Annotated in this window: 17 protein-coding genes; 12 read left to right on the top strand and 5 right to left on the bottom strand. The window is 75.2% G+C overall.

Annotated features, from left to right (window positions below; genetic code table 11):
• Positions 1–59 precede the first annotated feature (59 nt).
• Complete coding sequence (locus tag ACRYM6_RS12880; RefSeq protein ID WP_432543276.1) at positions 60–1,475, bottom strand: ABC transporter substrate-binding protein; 1,416 nt, start codon at positions 1,473–1,475, stop codon at positions 60–62.
• A gap of 199 nt (positions 1,476–1,674) precedes the next feature.
• On the opposite strand from ACRYM6_RS12880, the gene ACRYM6_RS12875 reads away from it, so the two are divergent.
• A complete protein-coding gene (locus ACRYM6_RS12875; RefSeq protein WP_432543275.1) occupies positions 1,675–2,649 on the top strand; it encodes a sugar-binding transcriptional regulator in 975 nt (324 codons plus the stop codon).
• Here ACRYM6_RS12875 and ACRYM6_RS12870 read toward each other — a convergent pair.
• Complete coding sequence (locus ACRYM6_RS12870; RefSeq protein WP_432543274.1) at positions 2,646–3,674, bottom strand: LacI family DNA-binding transcriptional regulator; 1,029 nt, start codon at positions 3,672–3,674, stop codon at positions 2,646–2,648. The genes ACRYM6_RS12875 and ACRYM6_RS12870 overlap by 4 nt on opposite strands.
• 122 nt (positions 3,675–3,796) lie before the next feature.
• On the opposite strand from ACRYM6_RS12870, the gene ACRYM6_RS12865 reads away from it, so the two are divergent.
• The 3 genes from ACRYM6_RS12865 to ACRYM6_RS12855 are packed head-to-tail and all read left to right on the top strand — an operon-like array spanning position 3,797 to position 6,533.
• On the top strand, positions 3,797–4,681 hold the full coding sequence (locus ACRYM6_RS12865) for a phytanoyl-CoA dioxygenase family protein (protein WP_432543273.1): 885 nt from the start codon (positions 3,797–3,799) through the stop codon (positions 4,679–4,681).
• Entirely contained in the window at positions 4,678–6,108 is a 1,431-nt protein-coding gene (locus tag ACRYM6_RS12860; protein ID WP_432543272.1) for a sugar porter family MFS transporter, read from the top strand. Before ACRYM6_RS12865 ends, ACRYM6_RS12860 begins: the two co-directional genes overlap by 4 nt.
• A gap of 56 nt (positions 6,109–6,164) precedes the next feature.
• A complete protein-coding gene (locus ACRYM6_RS12855) occupies positions 6,165–6,533 on the top strand; it encodes a hypothetical protein (protein ID WP_432543271.1) in 369 nt (122 codons plus the stop codon).
• A 12-nt stretch (positions 6,534–6,545) separates the two neighbouring features.
• Here the strand turns inward: ACRYM6_RS12855 and ACRYM6_RS12850 are convergent, their stop codons facing one another.
• Positions 6,546–7,514, bottom strand: coding sequence for an aldo/keto reductase (locus tag ACRYM6_RS12850; RefSeq protein ID WP_432543270.1), 969 nt, complete (start codon positions 7,512–7,514; stop codon positions 6,546–6,548).
• A 136-nt stretch (positions 7,515–7,650) separates the two neighbouring features.
• On the opposite strand from ACRYM6_RS12850, the gene ACRYM6_RS12845 reads away from it, so the two are divergent.
• Together ACRYM6_RS12845 and ACRYM6_RS12840 are read left to right on the top strand one after the other, a co-directional pair.
• Positions 7,651–8,079: an Hsp20/alpha crystallin family protein gene (locus ACRYM6_RS12845; RefSeq protein ID WP_432543269.1), complete on the top strand. Its 429-nt coding sequence runs from the start codon at positions 7,651–7,653 to the stop codon at positions 8,077–8,079.
• 73 nt (positions 8,080–8,152) lie between these two features.
• A complete protein-coding gene (locus tag ACRYM6_RS12840; protein ID WP_432543268.1) occupies positions 8,153–9,070 on the top strand; it encodes an ABC transporter substrate-binding protein in 918 nt (305 codons plus the stop codon).
• 13 nt (positions 9,071–9,083) lie between these two features.
• Here the strand turns inward: ACRYM6_RS12840 and ACRYM6_RS12835 are convergent, their stop codons facing one another.
• Both ACRYM6_RS12835 and ACRYM6_RS12830 read right to left on the bottom strand, forming a co-directional pair.
• A complete protein-coding gene (locus ACRYM6_RS12835) occupies positions 9,084–10,070 on the bottom strand; it encodes an NAD(P)H-quinone oxidoreductase (protein ID WP_432543267.1) in 987 nt (328 codons plus the stop codon).
• Positions 10,071–10,080: 10 nt separating this feature from the next.
• Positions 10,081–10,671 (bottom strand): NTP transferase domain-containing protein, encoded by a 591-nt coding sequence (locus tag ACRYM6_RS12830; protein ID WP_432543266.1) that lies wholly within the window; start codon positions 10,669–10,671, stop codon positions 10,081–10,083.
• A gap of 181 nt (positions 10,672–10,852) precedes the next feature.
• Here ACRYM6_RS12830 and ACRYM6_RS12825 point away from each other — a divergent pair, with 181 nt between their 5' ends.
• The 6 genes from ACRYM6_RS12825 to ACRYM6_RS12800 form a co-directional block, all read left to right on the top strand.
• Complete coding sequence (locus ACRYM6_RS12825) at positions 10,853–14,041, top strand: sensor histidine kinase (protein WP_432543265.1); 3,189 nt, start codon at positions 10,853–10,855, stop codon at positions 14,039–14,041.
• Positions 14,042–14,122: 81 nt separating this feature from the next.
• Positions 14,123–14,569, top strand: a complete 447-nt coding sequence (locus tag ACRYM6_RS12820) for a roadblock/LC7 domain-containing protein (RefSeq protein WP_432543264.1) — start codon at positions 14,123–14,125, stop codon at positions 14,567–14,569.
• Positions 14,570–14,575: 6 nt separating this feature from the next.
• Positions 14,576–14,971 (top strand): DUF742 domain-containing protein, encoded by a 396-nt coding sequence (locus tag ACRYM6_RS12815; RefSeq protein WP_432543263.1) that lies wholly within the window; start codon positions 14,576–14,578, stop codon positions 14,969–14,971.
• A complete protein-coding gene (locus ACRYM6_RS12810) occupies positions 14,952–15,575 on the top strand; it encodes a GTP-binding protein (RefSeq protein WP_432510809.1) in 624 nt (207 codons plus the stop codon). The genes ACRYM6_RS12815 and ACRYM6_RS12810 overlap by 20 nt, the downstream gene beginning before the upstream one ends.
• A gap of 112 nt (positions 15,576–15,687) precedes the next feature.
• Positions 15,688–18,363, top strand: a complete 2,676-nt coding sequence (locus tag ACRYM6_RS12805; protein ID WP_432543262.1) for an EAL domain-containing protein — start codon at positions 15,688–15,690, stop codon at positions 18,361–18,363.
• A gap of 121 nt (positions 18,364–18,484) precedes the next feature.
• Positions 18,485–20,234 (top strand): chemotaxis protein CheA (locus ACRYM6_RS12800; RefSeq protein ID WP_432543261.1); only part of this gene is annotated, 1,750 nt, incomplete at its 3' end.

Genomic DNA, 20,234 nt, shown 5'->3' with positions numbered 1-20,234 from the left:
CCCGGGGGCCGACGGCTGGGGGACGCGGGGCCCCGGCTGCCGCCGGGGCCCCGCGGCGGTCACTTCTTGTACTTGTCGCTGACCAGCTTCGTCGCGAGCTCCTGGCCCTGGTCCAGGGCGTCCTCGACGGTCGTCTGCCCGGCGATGGCGGAGGAGACGAACTGCGAGACCTGGGTGCCGAGGTCGGCGAACTCGGGGATGGCGATGAACTGGATGCCGGGGGCGGGGCGGGGCTGCAGGCCCGGGTCCTCGGGGTTGGCGGCGTTGATGGCGTCCTGGGTGGCCTGGTAGAAGGGCGCGGCGGACTGCTGGTAGTCGGTGTTCTCGTAGGTCGAGGTGCGCTTGCCGGCCGGGACGCTGGCCCAGCCGACCTCGGTGCCGACGAGTTCCTCGTACTTCTGGCTGGAGGCCCAGGAGATGAACTTCCAGGCGTTCTCCTTGCGCGGGGACTTCTCCTGGATGCCCCAGGCCCAGGTGTAGAGCCAGCCGGAGGACTCGGTCTTGTTGACCGGTGCGGCGGTGTAGCCCATCTTCCCGGCGACGGGGGAGCCGGCCGCGTCGAGGGAGCCGGCGGCCGACGTCGCGTCGTACCACATGGCGACCTGGCCCTGGGTCATGCCGTTGAGGCACTCGGTGAACCCGGCCTGCGGGGCGCCGTTCTCGCCGTGGGCGCGGACGAGGTCGACGTAGAACTTCGTCGCCTCGACGAACTCCGGCGCGTTGACCTGCGCGGTCCAGTCCTCGCTGAACCAGGTGCCGCCGAAGGTGTTGACGACGGTGGTGAGCGGGGCGAACACCTGGCCCCAGCCGGGCAGGCCGCGCAGGGCGATGCCCTTCATGTTCGGCTGCGCACCGTCGAGCTGAGCGGCGAAGTCGGCCACCTCCTGCCACGTCGGCTTCTCCGGCATGACCAGGCCCTTGGCCTCGAAGACGTCCTTGCGGTACATGAGGAACGAGCTCTCGCCGTAGAACGGCTCGGCGTAGACCTTGCCGTCCTCGCCGGTGAGGGCCGTCGCCAGCGGCTTGAGGATGTCGTCCTGGTTGAACTCGGAGTCGCCGGAGATGAAGTCGTCCAGCGGCGCGAGCCAGCCGTTGGTGGAGTAGAACGGCACCTCGTAGTTGGAGATGGAGGCGACGTCGTACTGGCCGGCCTGGCTGGAGAACTCCTGGCTGATCTTGTCGCGGACGTCGTTCTCGGGCAGGACGGTGTAGTTCACCGTGATGCCGGTGTCCTTGGTGAAGTGGTCGGCCGTCAGCTTCTGCAGGTCGACCATCTGCGGGTTGTTGACCATGATGACGTTGACGGTCTTGTCGTCGCCGCCCCCGCCGCCGCCACCCGCGCCGCCCCCGCCGCCGGCTCCGGAGCAGGCGCCCAGGAAGGCCGCGCCGCCGAGCCCGGCCGCGCCGCCCAGGGCCGCCCGGCGGCTGATGCTCGAGCGGGTGCCGGGCAGGTGGATCCCCTGTCGTCCAGCCATGGTGTGCCCTCCAGTGTCCTCTTCGACGTCTTCTTCGACTGGTCGAGGTGTCCGGGACTGCGTACCGGTGGTGCTCCCGGCGCTGCGACCGTTGCGACCGCTCATTTGAGCGGGCTACTCTCAGCTGTGCCGATCGTGACGCGCGGCACAGGGCACTGTCAACTCGTTCCCCCCGTCTCCACCCCTCCCAGGAGCAGCCATGGCGAAGACGCCCGCCCGCGGCGCCACGTCCCGCCGCCCGTCCACGAGCGCCCTCGCCCTCGCGGCCGCCGCGGCCCGCCGCTTCTACGTCGAGGGCCAGACCAAGGTCGACATCGCCCGCCAGCTCGGCGTCAGCCGGTTCAAGGTCGCCCGCCTGCTCGCGGACGCCCAGGAGGCCGGCCTCGTGCAGATCCAGGTCGTCGTGCCCAGCTCCCTCGACGGCGACCTCGCCGACGCCGTGCGCGAGCGGTTCGGCGTGCGGGCGGTCTACGTCGTGCGCCCCGACGACGACACCGTCGCCGGGCAGCGCCGGGCCGTGGCCACCTTCACCGCCGGGCTGCTGGAGGAGAGCGTCACCGCCGAGGACGTCGTCGGCCTCGCCTGGGGCCGGACCATCTCCCAGCTGGCCGCCGCCCTGTCGGCCACCCTCGGCTGCCGGTTCGTGCAGCTGTCCGGGGCGCTGCCGCGCCCGGACGTGGAGGAGAGCGCCGTCGAGCTCGTGCGCCGCGCCGCCGAGGCCACCGGGTCCTCGGCCACCACCTTCTACGCCCCCCTCGCCGTCCCCGACGCCGCCACCGCCGACGGGCTGCGGTCGCAGTCCGGCATCAGCGAGGCGCTGGCCGAGCTGGACCGGCTCACCCGCGCCGTCGTCTCGGTCGGCGCCTGGCGGCCGGGGGAGTCGACCGCGCTGGACTCCCTGGGCACCGCCGACCGGGACGCGCTGGCCGCGGCCGGGGCGGTCGCCGAGATCACCGGCGTGCTCCTGGGCGCGGGCGGCACCGAGATCGACGCCCTCGCCGACCGCATCATCGGCGTCACCGGCCCGCAGCTGCGCGCGACCCCCGACGTGGTCGCCATGGCCTGCGGGGACCTGCGCGCCGAGGCCACCGCGAGCGTGCTGCGCAGCGGGCTGGTCTCGACGCTGGTGACGCACGCGTCCCTGGCCCGCGCGGTCCTCGCGACCCCGTCCTAGCGCCCGCCGCCCGGCTCCGCGCCCGCCGTGCTCTCCCGCACGACGAGCCGGTGCGGGACCACGATCCGCTGGGCCGCGACGGTGCCGCGCCGGCCGATGCGGTCGGCCAGGCACGCGAGCGCGCGGGCGGCGATCTGCTGCTTGTCCGGGGACACGGTGGTCAGCGACGGCGTCGCGTACCGGCCGTCCTCGATGTCGTCGAAGCCGGCGACGGCGATGTCGTCGGGGACGCGCCGCCCGCTGCGCAGGATCGCCCGCAACGCCCCCAGCGCGAGGCCGTCGCTGAAGCAGAAGACCGCGTCGGGCGGTCGCGGCGCGTCCAGCAGGGCTTCCACCGCCCGCGCCCCCTGGGCCCGGTGCAGCGTCCCGACGGGCACCTCCAGCGTCTCGTCGTGGGGCAGGCCGGCCTCGGCGAGCGCCTGCCGGTACCCCAGGAGCCGTTGCGCCGCAGTGCCGTTGCTCAGGTGCGGTTGCAGCCCGACCGCGGCGATGCGGCGGCGCCCGAGGCCGGCGAGGTGGGACGTCACCGCGTGCGCCGCGGCGACGTTGTCCACGGTGACGTGGTCGGCCACGCCCGCCGGGTCGCGCTCGCCCAGCACGACCAGCGGCAGCCGGCTCGCGTGCTCGGACAGCTCCTCCGGCGGCAGCGCCCAGGGGCTGACGACCAGGCCGTCGAGCATCCGGCCGCCGCTGCCCCCCAGCAGGCGGCGCTCGCCCTCGACGGTGCCGCCGGACTCGTTGACCAGGACCGTCCAGGACCGTTCGAGGGCGTTCTGGACCAGCAGGCCCGCCACCTCGGCGAAGTAGGCCGAGGTGAGCTCGGGGACGACGAGGCCGATGACGCCGGTGCGCCCGCCGCGCAGGTGGCGGGCGGCCAGGTTCGGCCGGTAGCCCAGCTCGTCGAGGACCTGCTGGACGCGGGCCCGGGTGGCGGGGGCGACCGGCCCGGCCCCGCTGACGACGTTGGACACCGTCCGCACCGAGACCCCGGCCTTCGCCGCGACCTCGCGCAGGTTCGCCGCCACGCGTGCACTCCCTTCGTCCGCTCCTCCCGAGGATCGTCGCACGGCGCTCCCGGTCATCGCTTGCCACGTGGCATGCCACGTTGCAGACTGGAGTCGCCCCGTACTCGACGAAGAGGTGGACCATGACCGCGAACGTGACGGCGAACGAAACCGCGAACGAGCCCGCGGACCGGGCCCGGACCGCGCCGCAGGGCGCGGAGCCCAGCACCGAGGAACTCGTGGCGGCGATCCACCGCGACGGGATCGTCGCCCGCAAGGGCGCCTTCAGCACCGAGTGGGCCGACCGGCTCCGCGAGGACATCGAGGCCGCCTTCGAGGAGGCCCGCTCCCGCCCCGACGGCGCGGTCGGCCGCGGCCCCAACCGCTACTACGTGGAGATCCACCCCGAGCAGATGCGCGGGTTCGTCGACCTCGTCGACCACCCGTGGGTGCGCCAGGTCTGCACCGGCGTCCTCGGGGAGGACTACGAGATCGTCGAGCTCGGCTTCGACGTCCCCTTCGCCGGTGCCGTGAACCAGCCCTGGCACCGCGACTTCCCCGCCCCGGAGGAGACCCGCCGCGACCGGCGCCTGACCTCGCTGGCCTTCAACCTCACGGCGGTCGACACCGAGGAGGACATGGGTCCCTTCGAGGTCGCCCCCGGCACCCAGTTCGACGACGGGTCGGAGTTCAAGCACGAGATGTTCCCCGACAAGTCCCTCTACGGCCGCTACGAGGGGCTGGCGGTCCGCAAGTACCCGCAGCGCGGTGACATCTCGGCGCGCTCGGCGCTGACCATCCACCGCGGGACGAAGAACTTCTCCCAGAAGCCGCGCCCCGTGCTCGTCCTGGGCGTGGACGCCCCCGGCGCCGGCAACGCCGAGCACCACGACATGGCGGTCACGAAGCAGTACTGGGAGGAGCTGCCCGAGCGGGTCAAGGCCCACCTGCGCTGCCCGGTGGTGGACGAGCTCACCCCCATCACGCAGAAGCACACCATCGAGGGCCTCGTCATGGGAGAGGCGTGAGCGTCCGCCCCGCCGCCGCGGGCCGGCAACCCCGGCTCGTCCTCGCCGTGGCCGCCACCTCCGCCCTCGGGGGGCTGCTGTTCGGCTACGACACCGGGATCATCGCCAGCGCCCTGCTGTTCCTCAGCCGCGACTTCGGGCTCTCCCCGCGCGAGCAGGAGATCGTCGTCAGCGCCATCCTCGTCGGCGCCATGGTCGGCGCCCTCGGCGGCGGGGCGCTGTCCAACCGGTTCGGGCGCCGGCGCATCGTCATGGCCGTGGCCGTGGTGTTCGGGCTGGGGGCCGTCGCGGCGGCCCTGGCCCCGGGCACCGGCTCCCTGATCGCGGCCCGCTTCGTCCTGGGCCTGGCGGTCGGCGGCGCCTCGGCGATGGTCCCGGTCTACATCGCCGAGATGTCACCCCCGGCCATCCGGGGCCGGCTCATGGTGCTGTTCCAGCTCATGGTGGCGATCGGGCAGCTCACGGCCTACGTCTGCGGGTACCTGCTCGCCGGCAGCGGCGGCTGGCGCTGGATGTTCGCGCTCGCCGTCGTCCCGGCGGTCGTCCTGGCCGTCGGCATGACCCGGCTGCCGGAGAGCCCGCGCTGGCTCGTGGAGGCCGGGCGGACCGGGGAGGCCCGCAGGGTCCTGGCCACGCTGCGCCGGCCCGAGGACGACGTCGACGGCGAGATCGCCGACATCCGCGCCGTGCAGGACCGGCTCCCGAGCAACCCCTGGCGGGAACTGCGCCGCGGCTGGATCCGGCCCGCGCTGGTGGCCGCGCTCGGCATCGCCATGTTCTCCCAGCTCACCGGGATCAACGCGGTCGTCTACTACGCCCCGACGGTGCTCACCGACGCGGGTTTCGGCGACTCCGTGGCCCTGCTGACCGGCATCGGGATCGGCGTCGTGCTCGTGGCCGCGGGCATCGCCGGGACCCTGCTGGTCGACCGCGTCGGGCGGCGCCGCATCCTGCTGCTGCTCATGCCCGGTTCCGCGCTGGCGATGGGGGTGCTCGCGCTGTCCTTCCTGCCCGAGCAGACCTCCGTGACCCAGCAGTGGGTGATCGTCGGCGCGCTGTTCGCCTACATCGGCCTCAACGGCGTGAGCATGCAGTCGGTCGTCTGGCTGCTCGGTCCGGAGATCCTGCCGCTGGCCGTGCGCGGCCCCGCGACGAGCCTGGCGGCGCTGACCCTGTGGGGCTTCGACCTGCTCATCGCCGTGACCGCGCTCACCGCCGTCAACAGCATCGGCCGGACGGCCACCTTCGGGATCTACGCGCTGATGAACGTGCTGTGCATCGCCTTCGTGGCCCGCTACGTGCCCGAACCCAAGGGCCGCAGCCTGGAGCAGATCGAGCAGGCCCTGCGCGGGCCCGGGCGGTTCGTCGAGTCCGTCGGCGCGGCCGACCGCGACCCGGTGCCGGCCGCCGCGCCCCGGCGGCCCTGACCCCGCCCGATCCCGTCCCGCGGCTCCACGCCCCGGCGGTTCCGCACCGTCGGGGCGTGGAGCTGCCCGCCCCGGGCGGGCACGAGCGCCCCGACGACCTGCGGCTGATCGACCGGCACCTCGGCGGGCCGCCCGGCCCGGTCCTCGGCGCCGGCTGCGGCCCCGGGCACCTGTCGGGGTTCCTGCGCGCGACGGGAGCCGACGGCGCGCTGGTCGTCGGGTTCCTCACCGGTGGGCGCTGCGAGCCCTTCGCGCACCGGGCCCTGACGGCGCACCGGTGGCCCGTCGACGCGTTCGCCGGGCAGCTGGCCGCGGCCGGGTTCGAGGAGGTCGAGCGGGGGGTGCGGGGGAGAGCGGGCCGGCGCCGCCCGCACGGTGCGCCGGCCGCGCGGGCGGGCCGGTGGGTGGCCGGGTCCGGTGGGTGACCGGGGGGGGCGTCAGAACCCGGCGACCTCGTGCGGTTCGTAGGGTGCCTCCAGCTCCGCGACCTCCTCGTCGGTCAGGTCCAGCTCCAGCGCGGCGAGCGCGTCGTCGAGGTGGTGGGGTTTCGTCACCCCGACGACGGGGGCGGTGACGACGGGGTTGCGCGCCACCCAGGCCAGCGCGACCCGGGCGCGGGGGACGCCGCGGCGTTCGGCGACGCGCGCCACGGCCGCGACGACCTCGGCGTCGGAGTCGCGGTAGAGGGTCTTGCCGAACTCGTCCTTCTCCGAGCGGTTCGTCGCCTCGGACCAGTCGCGGGTCAGCTTCCCGCGGGCCAGCGGGCTCCACGGGAGGACGCCGATGCCCTCGTCCGCGCACAGCGGCAGCATCTCGCGCTCCTCCTCGCGGTAGAGCAGGTTGTAGTGGTCCTGCATCGTGACGAACCGGGTCCAGCCGTGGCGTTCCTGCAGGTGCAGGGCCTTGGCGAACTGCCACGCCCACATCGAGCTCGCGCCCAGGTAGCGGACCTTCCCGGCCACCACGAGGTCGTGCAGCGCCTGCAGCGTCTCCTCCAGCGGGACCGTCGGGTCGAACCGGTGGATCTGGTAGAGGTCGACGTGGTCGGTGCCCAGGCGGCGCAGTGAGTTGTCGATCTCGGTGAGGATCGCCTGCCGGGACAGCCCGGCGCCGTTGGGGCCCGGGCGCATCCGGCCGTGGACCTTGGTGGCGATGACGACCTGGTCGCGGGGGACCGCCGCCAGCAGCGTCCTCCCGACGATCTCCTCGCTGGAGCCGTCGGAGTAGACGTTGGCCGTGTCGAAGAAGTTCACCCCCGCGTCCAGGGCGCGGTGCAGGAAGGGGCGGCTCTCCTCCTCGGGCAGGGTCCAGGCGTGGTTGCCGCGCTGCGGGTCGCCGTAGCTCATGCAGCCCAGCGCCAGGCGGGACACCTCGAGGCCGGTGCGGCCGAGTTTCACGAAGTCCATGGCGGGGTCCTTCCCCGGGACGGGCCCGCTCACCCGTACGCCCCCGGCGAACGCCGGCATTGAGCCGACCCGACTCAGGTTGTGACCCCTGGAGGCGCTCGACCCGGGCGCCGAGAACCGTCCGAGGAGGACAACCATGAACACCCTGTCCGTGTGGCGCCGCAGCCCCTTCGAGACCCGGGCCCAGTTCGACGCGCTGGTCCGCAGCAGCCTCACCCCCGTCCCCGCCGAGATCGCGCCCGCCGCCGAGGTGGGGCGTGACGGCGACGACGCGGTCGTGCGGCTGGAACTGCCCGGCGTCGCCCTCGACGACGTGACCGTCGAGGTCGAGCGGGGCCGCCTCGTCGTGCGCGGCGAGCGGAAGGACCCCCGTCCCGAGGACGCGCGGGGCCGCAGCGAGATCCGCTACGGCGCCTTCCGCCGCGCCTTCTCGCTGCCCAGCACCGTGACGTCCGACGCCGTGAGCGCGAGCTACGACGCGGGCGTCCTGACGGTCCGGGTCGCCGGCGCGCACGCGACCGCGCAGCCGACCCGCATCGCCGTCACGGCCGCGACCCCGGCCTGACACCCGCACCCGGTGCGCGGTCCACGTCCCGGCGTGGACCGCGCCCAGGTAGGACAGGCTAAGCTCACCTGCCGTGCGCGTGCCGACCCTCGCCCTCGTCCTCGCCGCCGGCCTCACCGCCGCCGGCTGCTCCTCCCCGGCCTCCCCGGCCTCCCCGGCCGCTGAGCAGACCCCCGCCGCGGCCGGGCGCAGCGTCCAGCACGCCCGCGGCACCACCACCGTCCCCGCCGAACCCCGGCGCGTCGTCGTGCTCGAACCCCTCGAGCTCGACACCGCCGTCGCCCTCGGCGTCACCCCCGTCGGGGCCGCCGTCGCGAGCAACGTCACCGGCGTCCCCGCCTACCTCGGCGTCGGCGACGCCGTGGAACCCGTCGGCACCGTCCCCGAACCCGACCTCGAGGCCATCGCGGCGCTCGCCCCCGACCTGATCCTCGGCACCGAGTCCCGGCACTCCCAGCTCTACGACGCGCTGGAGGGCATCGCGCCCACCGTGTTCATGGCGACCCAGTCCGACCCCTGGCAGCAGAACGTCGAACTCGTCGGCGAGGCCCTCGGCCGGGCCGACCGGGCCGCCGAGCTCCTCGCCGACCACCGCCGGCACTGCGAGCAGGTCGCCGACGAGCACCCCGGCGCCGGGACCGCGAACCTCGTCCGCCCCCGCGACGGCGGCACCCTCAGCCTCTACGGCCCCACCTCGTTCGCCGGCAGCGTCCTGGAGTGCGCGGGCCTGACCCTGCCCGCCCGCGACTGGGGCGGCGACATCCAGGTCGACATCTCCCCCGAACGGGTCCCCGAGGCAGCGGCCGACCACCTGTTCGTCCCCGTCCAGGACGTCGAGGACCCGGCCGGTGTGCCGACGCTCGTCGCGGGCAACCCCGCGGCCTTCCCGGCCGTGCACCTCGTCGACACGTCCTACTGGATCTCCGGGGTCGGCCCGCTGGGGGCCCGGCGCGTCCTCGACGACGTCGACCGCGTCCTCGACGCCCCCTGAGCCGGGGCGCCCCTCAGGGCGCGGGGGGTTCGGCGCCCGTGAGCAGCAGCAGCTTGCCGACGTGCGCCGACCCCTCCAGCACCTCGTGGGCGCGGGCGGCGTCGGCCAGGGCGAACCGCTCGTGGACCACGGGGCGCACCGCGCCGTCGGCGACCAGCGGCCACACGTGGTCGCGCACGCTCGCGACGACCGCCGCCTTCTCCGCCGCCGGCCGCGCCCGCAACGTCGTGGCGTGCAACGAGACCCGCTTGCGCATCAACGTGCCCAGGTCGACCTCGGCGCTCGCCCCGCCCTGCGTGGCGATCACCACCAGCCGCCCGCCCGTCGCCAGGACGTCCACGTTCCGCGTCAGGTACGGCGCCCCCACGACGTCGAGGACGACGTCGGCCCCCGCCGGTTCCCAGTCCCGCACCGCCGCCACGAAGTCGTCGGTGCGGTAGTTCACCAGCAGTTCCGCCCCGAGCGCGGCGCACGCCTCCAGCTTCTCCGCCGACCCCGCCGTCACCGCCACCCGCGCCCCGACCTGACGGGCCAGCTGGATCGCCATCGTCCCGATGCCGCTGGACCCGCCGTGCACCAGCAGCGTCTCGCCCGGCCGCAGCCCCGCCAGCGTGAACACGTTGCTCCACACCGTGCAGGTCACCTCCGGCAGCGCCGCGGCGTCCTCCAGCGGCACCCCCGCCGGGACCGGCAGCACCTGCCCGGCCGGCACCGCGACCAGCTCGCCGTACCCGCCGCCGGCCAGCAGCGCGCACACCGGCTCACCGACCCGCCACCCCGTCACCCCCGGGCCGAGCTCGGCGACCCACCCCGACACCTCCAGCCCCGGGTGCTCCGGCGCACCCGGCGGCGAGGGGTACTTCCCCCGACGCTGCATGACGTCGGCGCGGTTCACCCCCGCCGCGGCGACCCGCACCACCACCTCCCCGGGCCCGGCCACCGGGTCGGGCAGCTCGGACAGCCGGAGGGAACCGGGAGGGTCGACGATCACCGCGCGCACCCTGGGGACCCTACGTCGGCCCGTCCGGCCCCGCCCCTCCCAGCAGGTCCCGCGCCCGGTCCAGGTCCGCGGGCACGTCCACGTCCAGGCACTCGCGCGCGCTGACCGGGACCTGCCCGACCCGCCCGCGGAACAGCTCGCGCACCGGCCGGCCCGCCACCGCGGGCAGCCCGCCCAGGACGCGGACCGCCGCGGCGCGCCGGTGCGCCGACAGCAGCGGCTGCCACCGGCCGTCCGGGTCCACCCCCACCACGGCGTCCAGCGCCGGGTCCGCCCGCAACGCCGCCACCAGGCGCGGGACCGCGCCCGCCGCGAACGGCTGGTCCCCGCCCAGCAGCACCACCACCTCGCCCGGCACCGCCGCCAGCCCGGCCGCGAAACCGGCCAGCGGCCCACCCCCGGGCGGGTCCTCGCGCACCCCGCCGGGCCCCACGACCACCACGTCCCACCCGGCCAGCCCGTCCAGGAGGGTGCCCCGCACCGTCGAGGACCCCAGGGGAGCGGCCAGCTTGTCCGCCCCCGCGCCCGCCCGGGCCGCGAAACGGGTCCCCGAGCCCCCCGCGACCACCACCACGCCGACCCCGGCCCCGACCCCGCTCACGGGTCGAGGGACGCACGGCCGGTTGAAACGGTCAAGCGACGCGCCGGGGTGCCGATGGGCCGAACGAGGGTTTCGGTGCCCACCCGGTTCACCCGGCGGTCCCGCGTCCCGATCACTCACGAGTCTGCTCGACACCCCGGTGAGCAGTTCGACCGCTCACCAACGCGTACGGAAGGTTGACATGCTGCGGAACCTGAGCATCCGAGCCAAGCTCGCGGTCCTCCTGGTCGTCCCCCTCGTGCTCCTGCTCGTCGCCGTCGTCGCCACGACCGCCCAGAACGCGGTCTCGACCACGGAGCGCCGTCACCTCGCCACCTACGCGAAGTCGACCGCGACGATCAACGAGTTCTTCACCGCGCTCCAGACCGAGCGCCGGGACAGCGTCCAGTACCTGACCGCACCCACCGACGAGGGCAAGGGGAAGCTGGCCACCGACCGGGCCGCGACCGACGCCGCGATCGCCGCCGTCCAGCAGGCCGTCGTCGACAGCGGTCTCGACCTCACCGCCGGCAGCGCCGGCGCCGTCAACGACGCCGTCACCCGGGCCCTCGGCCAGACGCTGCCGCAGGTCCGCAGCGCCGTCGACGGCACCACCACCACGCCCACCGCGGCCCTCACCACCTACAGCGCCATCAGCTCCGCCGCGACCGACCTCACCGTCGCCGTCGCCGAGCAGGCCGGTGACCGCGAGATGGCGCAGGAGATCGGCGCCTTCGGGTACCTGCTCAAGCGCGTCGACTCCCTCGCGGTCGAGCAGACCGCCGGTGCCCTCGTCCTGGGCGGCACCACCTCCTCCGCGATCACGGGGCTGCGCGAGACCGCCATCGAGCGCGGCGACTACTTCGAGCAGCAGGCCCGCTACCGCCTGCGCGAGGACGACATCGCCGAGTTCGACGCCGCGCTGAACACCGGCGCCACGAGCTCCGCGCTCGCCTTCCTCAACCAGGACCGCAACCTCTTCGCCGCGGGCAGCACGTCGCTGACCGCCGCCGCGTGGGAGGACACCACCGGGAAGGTCATCACGGCCTACCAGGAGGCCATCGTCGAGCGCGCCGCCGACGTCGCCGAGGAGGCCGAGGCCGAGGCCACCCGCGCCACCGTCGGCACCGTCGTCCTGATCGCCGTCACCCTGCTGCTGTTCGGCGCCGTCGGCTGGTTCGGCTTCCGCACCGCCCGCGACGTCGGCCGCCGCCTCGCCGACCTGGCCCGCGCCGCGACCGAGGTCCGCGACGAGCTGCCCCGCATGGTCGAGCGCATGCAGACCCCCGGCGAGGGCCCGGGCGTGGAGTTCACCCCCATCCCGGTCACCAGCAACGACGAGATCGGCCAGCTCAAGGTCGTCATCAACGACCTCAACGAGACGACGTTCCGCATCGCCGGTGAGCAGGCCGCCCTGCGCGCCTCCATCGCCGAGATGTTCGTGAACGTCGCCCGCCGCGACCAGACGCTGCTGGCCCGCCAGCTCGCCTTCCTGGACCAGCTGGAGCGGACCGAGGAGAACCCCGACACCCTCGAGGACCTCTTCACCCTCGACCACCTCGCGACCCGGATGCGGCGCAACGCCGAGTCCCTGCTCGTGCTGGCCGGCATCAACACCGGCCGCCGCCTGCGCCGCCCGCTGCCGCTGTCGGACGTCGTCCGCACCGCGGCCGGCGAGATCGAGCACTACGACCGCGTCGACCTCGCCCTGCAGGTCGACCCGCCCGTCGTCGGCCACCTCGCGCTGTCGGCCTCGCACATGATCGCCGAGCTCCTCGAGAACGCGACGAACTTCTCCGACCCCGGCAGCCGCGTCGTCGTCGGCACCGCCGAGACCGACCGCGGCGTCGAGATCACCATCCGCGACACCGGCCTCGGCATGAGCGCCGAGGAGGTCGAGACCGCCCACCAGCGCATCTCCGGTGGCCGCGCCTCGGAGTTCGTCGGCGCCCAGCGCCTCGGCTTCTACGTCGTGGGCCGCCTCGCCGGCCGCCTGGACGCCGAGGTCGAGTTCGTCACCGCCGAGGGCCGCGGCACCACCGTGACCCTCGTCCTGCCCGCCGCCCTGTTCACCCCGGGCAGCGTCAAGGGCGGCCAGCCGGAACTGGCCGCGCTGGACTCCGGCCTGCCGGTCGCCGACGCGGCGGTCTCCGCCCTGCCCGAGGCCCCCTCGGCCCTGCCGCAGGCGCCGTCGGCCCTGCCCGACGCGCTGCCCACCCGCACCCCGTCCGCCCCCACCGGCGGCGCGAACACCATCGTCAGCAACCCGCTGGCCGCCAGCGGCCTCGGTGACGCCCTGTCCGAGACGCTGTCGAAGTCGGCCGCCGAGGCCGCCGCCGGCTCCGAGGTCGGGGTGACCGCGCCCAAGGCCAAGGTCGAGGGCCGGCAGCTGCCGACCCGCCGCCGCGGCGCCCAGGCGCAGGCCAAGGCCGACGCCGCGGCCGCCCCGGCGGCCCCGGCTCCCGCGGCGCCCCCGGTGGTCCCGCCGGTCGTCGAGCCCGAGCAGGCCTGGCAGCCCACCGCGGCTCCCGCGCCGAGCGCCGCGGCCATGCCCAAGCGCGAACGCCGCGAGCAGGCCCCCGCGGCTCTGGCTGCGGCGCAGGACATCCTGCCCAAGGCCGGGAAGAAGCCGCGCCAGGTCCGCGACTCCGCGACGCCGCCGAAGACCGCGGCCGAGGCGTTCTGGACGTCCCGCAAGCGCGCCGCCGACACCGAGCTGGCGGGGTCCGCGCTGGACGCCCTGGAGGCGAACCGCGCGGTGGAGACGCCCGCCGCGCCGGTCGCCCCGGTGGCCGGGCCGGCCGTGCCCGTCGCCGAGCCCGTGGTCCCGGTCGCCGAACCGGTCGCCCCGGTCGTCGCCCCGGTCGTCGCCCCGGTCGCCGAGCCGGTCGTCCCGGTCGCCGAGCCCGTCGTCGAGACGGTCGTCGAGCCGGTCGTCCCGGTCGCCCCGGTGGCCGAGCCCGTCGTGCCGGTCGTGCCCGTCGCCGAGCCCGTGGTCCCGGTCGCCGAGCCGGTCGCCCCGGTGGTCCAGACGCCCGTCGTCCCGTCCCCGGTCGTCCCGGCCCAGACCGGGAACCGCACGGTCGGTGAGGCCCTGCGCCAGCGCAACGCCCTCGCGGCCGAAGCGCTGAACGCCCTCACCGAGGGGCAGAACTTCACCCCCTCGCGCGGCACCGGTTCGGCCCCGCTCGTCCGCCGCCAGGCGGGCGCCACCGCGGCCGCCGCCAAGCCCGCCCCGGCCCGCCCGGCGGCCAACCGCCAGCGCCGCGCCCCCGCCGACGTCCGCTCGATGCTGTCCGGCTTCCAGGCCGGCGTCTCCCGCGGCCGCGCCGGCGACACCCAGGCCGACGCCCCGGCCGCTCCCGAGAGCGGAACCGCCGGTGACGCCTGACCAGAACCCCCGGAGGACCCTCCGGGCAGCCACCCGCACCACCACCCACCAGCAGAACGCCCCGAGAAGAGGAAACCCACTGTGACCGCGCTTAGCTCCGAGGCCGCCGACTTCAGCTGGCTCCTCGACAACTTCGTCAAGAGCGTCCCCGGCGTCACCCACACCGTCGTCGTCTCCGCCGACGGCCTCCTGATGGCGATGTCCGACAAGCTCCACCGCGAGGCCGGCGACCAGCTCGCCGCGATCGTCTCGGGCGTCTCCAGCCTCGCCCGCGGCGCCGCGAACCAGCTGCAGTCCGGCGACGTCCGCCAGGCCATCATCGAGATGGACGACGCGTTCTTCTTCCTCGTCAACATCTCCGACGGCTCCGTCCTGGCCGTCGCCGCCGAGGCCGGCTGCGACGTCGGGCTCATCGGCTACGAGATGGCGATGCTGGTGCAGCGCGCCGAGACCGTCCTCACCCCGCAGCTGGTCTCGGAGATGCGGGCGGCCCTGCCCACCTCGGTGCCCGTCGCGGGCCGGTGGTGACGCCGCATGACACCCCCTGGTAGCGCGGACCTCTGGTCCGACGACGACGACCAGGACGCCGAGGAGTTCACCGTCCGCCCGTACACCGTCACCGGTGGCCGCACCCGCCCGAGCAACGCCGACCTCCCGGTCGAGGCGCTCGTGGAGGCCACGGCCGCACCGGAGGTCGGGATGACGCCGGAACGGCGCAAGATCCTCGAACTCACCAGGACGTCCTACCTGTCGATCGCGGAACTGTCCGCCCACGTCCACCTGCCGGTCGGCGTCGTGCGCGTCGTGATCAGCGACCTGTCCCAGTCCGGGAAGGTCCGCATCCACGGCATGACCATGACCTCCGCCCCCCAACCCGCGACCACCATCAGCGTTCTGGAGAGTGTTCTCAATGGCATTTCCTCGCTCTGACGTCAGCCCCGCCGGAGCCGGAGCGCCCGCGGGGACCGACGTCCAGGCACCGCCCACCGTCGTCAAGATCGTCGTCGCCGGCGGGTTCGCCGTCGGCAAGACGACCTTCATCGGGTCGATCTCCGACATCGAGCCGCTGCGCACCGAAGCCGCCATGACCGAGCACTCGGTCGGCGTCGACGACGCGGGCCTGAACTCCGACCGCAAGACCTCCACCACGGTCGCCATGGACTTCGGCCGCATCGCGCTGCCGGGGAACCTGTGGCTGTACCTGTTCGGCACCCCCGGCCAGGACCGGTTCCTCTTCATGTGGGACGACCTGGTCAAGGGCGCCATCGGCGCGGTCGTCCTCGTCGACACCGACCGCCTCGACCAGTGCTTCCCGGCGGTGGACTACTTCGAGTCCCGCGGCATCCCGTTCGTCGTCGCCGTCAACTGCTTCGACGGCGTCGCCCAGCACGAGCTGGACTCCGTCCGCGAAGCGCTCGCCGTCCCCGACCACGTCCCGCTCGTCTACACCGACGCCCGGTCCAAGGCCGCGACGAAGCACAGCCTCATCACCCTCGTGCAGACGGCGCTCGCCCGCCTCAACGCCGGCGCCTGACCGCCCGACCCCCGCGAGGGCCGGCTCCCCACCGGGGAGCCGGCCCTCGTGCGTTCGGGGGAAGCCCGGCCCGCGACCTTGAGCCGGGCGCCCCGCGCGCCGATCCACGACCGTGCAGCTCTCGCGCCCCGGCTGGTCGGTCCCGTCCCTGCAGCGCAGCCTCCTGGCGCTGGTCCTGGTCCCCGTCGTGGGCCTGGGCGGGGCCGTCGCGCTGGCCGTGGACGCCAGCCACGACGTCTCCCGCGCCGCCGCCACCGCCGCCGCGCAGGTCCGCGCCGCGGCCCTGCTGGACGCCGTGCGCGGCGGCGTCGCCCAGGAGGTCGTGCCCGTCCTGGGGCAGGCCGTCCTCGCCGACCCCGCCGCCGCCGCCGCGTCCGGCCTGGACCCCGCGGCCCTGTCCGGCATCACCGCCCTCGCCGGCCCGGCCATCACCGGGCAGCTGCGCACCGCGCAGGCCGCCACCGACGCCGCCGTGGCCGCCACCGCCGGCACCACCGCCGCGCCCGAGGCCGGCGCCGCCGCCGCCGAGGTCGCCCGGCTGCGCGCCCTCGCCGCCGCCGGCGGCGACACCACCGACCTCTTCACCCGCTACCGCGCCGTCGTCGCCGACCTCGCCGACCGGGTCGACGACCACCTCGACGCCGCCCGCGACCAGTCCCTCGACGGTCCCGGCGCCCGCGCCGTCCAGGACCTCGACCGCGCCCAGGAGGCCGCCACCGCCGCCAGCCTGCAGGTCCCGCTGCTCCTGGGGTCGCTGTCGGTGCCCGAGGAGGGACGGGCCGCGGCCCGCTCCGCCTTCCTGCAGGCCTGGGGCGGCTACCGCGCCGCCGACGCCGTCCTCACCGCCCGCGCCGACCCCGCGACCGTGACGACGTGGCGCGCGGCCACCGGCAGCGACGCCGCCCGGCAGGTCGACGCCCTCCTCGACACCGCCGCCACCTCCCAGGTCGCGCTGCCGCTGGAGCGGTTCCTCACCCTGACCACCGCGAACAGCGACCGCGACGCGGCCCTGCGCGCGGCGGTGGACACCGCCGGCGCCCGCGCCGTCGAAGCCACCGCCCTGCCCGCCCGCCGCACCGAGGCCGAGCTGCACGCCTTCCTGCTCATCGTCCTGGTCCTGCTGCTGGTCACCGCCGGCGTCGCGGCCGTGGTGCACCGCTTCATCGCCGCCCCGCTGCGCCGCCTGGCCCGCCAGGCCGAGGCGGTGCGCGACGGCGAGCTGGACCGCGACCACCACGGCGAGCGCCTCGACGTCGTCGAGGCCGGGCCCCGGGAGGTGCGCAGCGTCGCCCGGGGCCTGGCCGCCACCGTGGCCGGCCTGCGGCGGGTGCAGGCCCAGGCCCAGGCCGTCGCCGACGGCGACCTCGAGGCCGAGGTCGTGCAGGAACCGCTGGCCGGGTCCCTCGGCGCGGTCGTGCACTCCTCCATCACCCAGATGATCAGCGCCATCCACGAGCGGGAGCGGCTGCAGGTGAGCCTGGCCCACCAGGCCTCCCACGACGCGCTGACCGAGCTGCCCAACCGCGCCGGGGCCGGGACCCTCATCGAGCGGGCCATGCACCGCGCCGGCCGCACCGGCCGCGCCGTCGGGCTGCTCTTCGTCGACCTCGACCACTTCAAGGCCGTCAACGACAGCCTCGGCCACGCCGCCGGCGACGAGCTGCTGCGCGTCGTCAGCGCCCGCATGGAGGCGACCGTGCGCGGCGGGGACGCGGTGTGCCGCCTGGGCGGGGACGAGTTCGTCGTCCTCGTCGAGCCCGCCGAGGACCACCGCCAGCTCGTCGAGCTCGGGCAGCGGCTCATCGCCGCCGTCTCCGCACCCGTCCGCGTCGGCGACCGCACCGCGCGCGTCGGCGCCAGCGTCGGCGTCGCGATCAGCGGCCCCGGCACCACCCCGGAACGGCTGCTGCAGGACGCCGACGCCGCCGCCTACCGCGCCAAGGAGTCCGGGCGCGGGGTCGTGGAGGTCTTCGACGAGGACCTGCGCCGGGAGCTGGCCGAGCAGGCCGAGACCGAGGACGCCCTGCGCCGGGCCCTGGAGGAGGGGGAGCTGCTGCTGCACTACCAGCCCGTCCTGGATCTCGTCACCGGCCGCGCCACCGGCGTCGAGGCCCTCGTGCGCTGGGCACGGCCCGGGCACGGCCTGGTGCCCCCCGACGCCTTCATCCCCACCGCCGAGCGGTCCGACCTGGTCTGCGACCTCGGCCGCTGGGCCCTGGGCGCGGCCCTGGACCAGCTCACCCGCTGGGACGCCGCCGACGGCGGGGAGCTCGCCGGGCTGGGCGTGGCCGTCAACGTCTCCGGGCGCCACCTCGCCGGCCGCCACCTCCTGGAGGACGTCGCCGACGCGCTCGCCGCCTCCGGGGTCGATCCGACCCGCCTCACCCTGGAGATCACCGAGACGGTGCTCGTCGACGTGCCCTCCGCCCTGGACCAGCTGCGGGCCCTGCGCGCCCTGGGCGTGAAGATCGCCATCGACGACTTCGGCACCGGCTACACCTCCATCGGGCAGCTGCCCGAGCTGCCCGTGGACGTCCTGAAGATCGACCGCAGCTTCGTCGCGACGCCCGGCCCCGGGCACGCCGACCTGGTGCGCCTGGTGATCTCCGCCGCGCACAGCTTCGACCTCGGCGTCGTCGCCGAGGGCATCGAGGAGAACGACCAGCTGCACCGCCTCGTCGCCGACTCCTGCGACGCCGGCCAGGGCTTCCTGTTCGCCCGCCCGGTGGCGCCCGGCGACCTGGTCCTGCCCGGGCCCTGCCCGTCCGTGGGCGCGGCGCCGGCCTGAGGCGCGCTGCGCCGTCCGGGTGGGTTTCAGCTTTCGCCCGCGGATGCCGATGGGCATCTAGAGCAAGTGACGCACCGCGGTCCCGCCCGGGGACCGTCCCTACGCGAGAAGCGGAGTCCACGTGGACGACATGGACGAGATCGTCCAGGAGTTCCTGGTCGAGAGCTACGAGAACCTGGACCAGCTGGACTCCGACCTCGTCGCGCTGGAGCAGCAGCCCGGCTCGCGCGAGCTGCTCGCGAGCGTCTTCCGGACCATCCACACGATCAAGGGCACCTCCGGCTTCCTGGCGTTCTCGCGCCTGGAGTCGGTCGCGCACGTCGGGGAGAACCTGCTGGCGCGGCTGCGCGACGGCCAGCTCGTCATGACGCCGGTCACCACCGACGTCCTGCTGCGCATGGTCGACACCATCCGCGCGCTGCTGTCCTCCATCGAGTCCTCGCACAGCGAGGACGGCGTCGAGGTCTCCGCCGTCGTCGCCGCCATCCGCGCCGTGCTCGACGGCGACGTCCCGGTCCTGCCGGCCTCCGACGCCGCCGGCGTCGAGGTCCCCGCCGCGCCGGTCGCCGAGGCCGCGCCCGCGCCGGTCGCCGAGCCCGCCCCCGTCGTCGAGGCCGTCGCCGAGCCCGAGCCCGTCGTCGAGCCCGAGCCCGCCCCCGTCGTCGAGGCCGTCGCCGAGCCCGAGCCCGAGGTCGCCCCCGCGCCCGTCGCCGAGGTCCCCGCCGCTCCGGCTCCGGCTCCCGCGCCGGCTCCCGCGCCGGCTCCCGCGCCGGCCCCGGCCCCCGCTGCCGCGCCCGCCGCGCCCGCCGGTGGCGCCCCCTCGGAGAAGGCGTCCGCCGCCGAGGCCACCATCCGCGTCGACGTCGAGCTCCTGGAGTCCCTGGTCCGCCAGGCCGGCGAGCTCGTCCTGGCCCGCAACCAGATCCTCCAGCGCGCCGGCGCGCTGCGCGACGAGGACCTCACCCGCGCCTGCCACCGCCTGAACCTCGTCGCCAGCGAGATGCAGGAGACGGTCATGCGGACCCGCATGCAGGCCATCGACCACCTGTGGTCCAAGCTGCCCCGCGTCGTCCGCGACCTCGGCAACATGCTCGGCCGCAAGATCAAGCTGGAGATGGAGGGCGGGGAGACCGAGCTCGACCGCACCCTGCTCGAGGCGGTCAAGGACCCGCTGACCCACATCGTCCGCAACGCGGTCGACCACGGCATCGAGTCGCCCGAGACCCGCCGCGCCGCCGGCAAGAACGAGGTCGGCACCCTGAAGCTGCGCGCCGCGCACGAGGGTGGTCAGGTCGTCGTCGAGATCAAGGACGACGGCAAGGGCATCGACCCGGTCGTCATCGGCGCCAAGGCCGTCGAGAAGGGCCTGGTCTCCGCGGCCAAGCTGGAGTCGCTCACCCCGAACGACATCCTCCAGTTCCTGTTCCTGCCCGGGTTCTCCACCGCCGCGAAGGTCACGAACGTCTCCGGCCGCGGCGTCGGCATGGACGTCGTGAAGACGAACATCGAGCGCATCGGCGGTTCCGTCGACGTCGAGTCCGTCACCGGCCAGGGCACCGTCTGGCGGCTGCGGATCCCGCTGACGCTGGCGATCGTGCCGGCCCTGACCGTCGAGTGCGCCGGTCAGCGCTACGCCATGCCCCAGGTGAACCTGCTCGAGCTCGTGAGCCTGGACACCGAGCGCATGAGCAAGGCCATCGAGGACGTCGGCGGCGCGAAGGTGTACCGCCTGCGCGGTGCGCTGCTGCCGCTGATCCGCCTCGAGGAGGGGGGGGGGGGGGGGGGGGGGGGGGGCGGGGGGGGGGCCCCCCCCCGCCCCACCGCCCGCCCGCGATGGGGTGCGGCGGGGGCGGGGGCGGCGCGGGGGGCGG

Origin of the sequence: Kineococcus rugosus, from assembly GCF_050871975.1 — a bacterium.
Taxonomy (GTDB): domain Bacteria; phylum Actinomycetota; class Actinomycetes; order Actinomycetales; family Kineococcaceae; genus Kineococcus.
Note: the sequence above shows the minus strand (reverse complement) of the source record. Positions and strands in the feature narration are given on the sequence as shown.

Coding starts and splice junctions, on each gene's coding strand:
- ACRYM6_RS12880 (WP_432543276.1), bottom strand. CDS start 1,475: ATGGCTGGACGACAGGGGATCCACCTGCCCGGCACCCGCTCGAGCATC.
- ACRYM6_RS12875 (WP_432543275.1), top strand. CDS start 1,675: ATGGCGAAGACGCCCGCCCGCGGCGCCACGTCCCGCCGCCCGTCCACG.
- ACRYM6_RS12865 (WP_432543273.1), top strand. CDS start 3,797: ATGACCGCGAACGTGACGGCGAACGAAACCGCGAACGAGCCCGCGGAC.
- ACRYM6_RS12850 (WP_432543270.1), bottom strand. CDS start 7,514: ATGGACTTCGTGAAACTCGGCCGCACCGGCCTCGAGGTGTCCCGCCTG.
- ACRYM6_RS12845 (WP_432543269.1), top strand. CDS start 7,651: ATGAACACCCTGTCCGTGTGGCGCCGCAGCCCCTTCGAGACCCGGGCC.
- ACRYM6_RS12825 (WP_432543265.1), top strand. CDS start 10,853: ATGCTGCGGAACCTGAGCATCCGAGCCAAGCTCGCGGTCCTCCTGGTC.
- ACRYM6_RS12815 (WP_432543263.1), top strand. CDS start 14,576: ATGACACCCCCTGGTAGCGCGGACCTCTGGTCCGACGACGACGACCAG.
- ACRYM6_RS12810 (WP_432510809.1), top strand. CDS start 14,952: ATGGCATTTCCTCGCTCTGACGTCAGCCCCGCCGGAGCCGGAGCGCCC.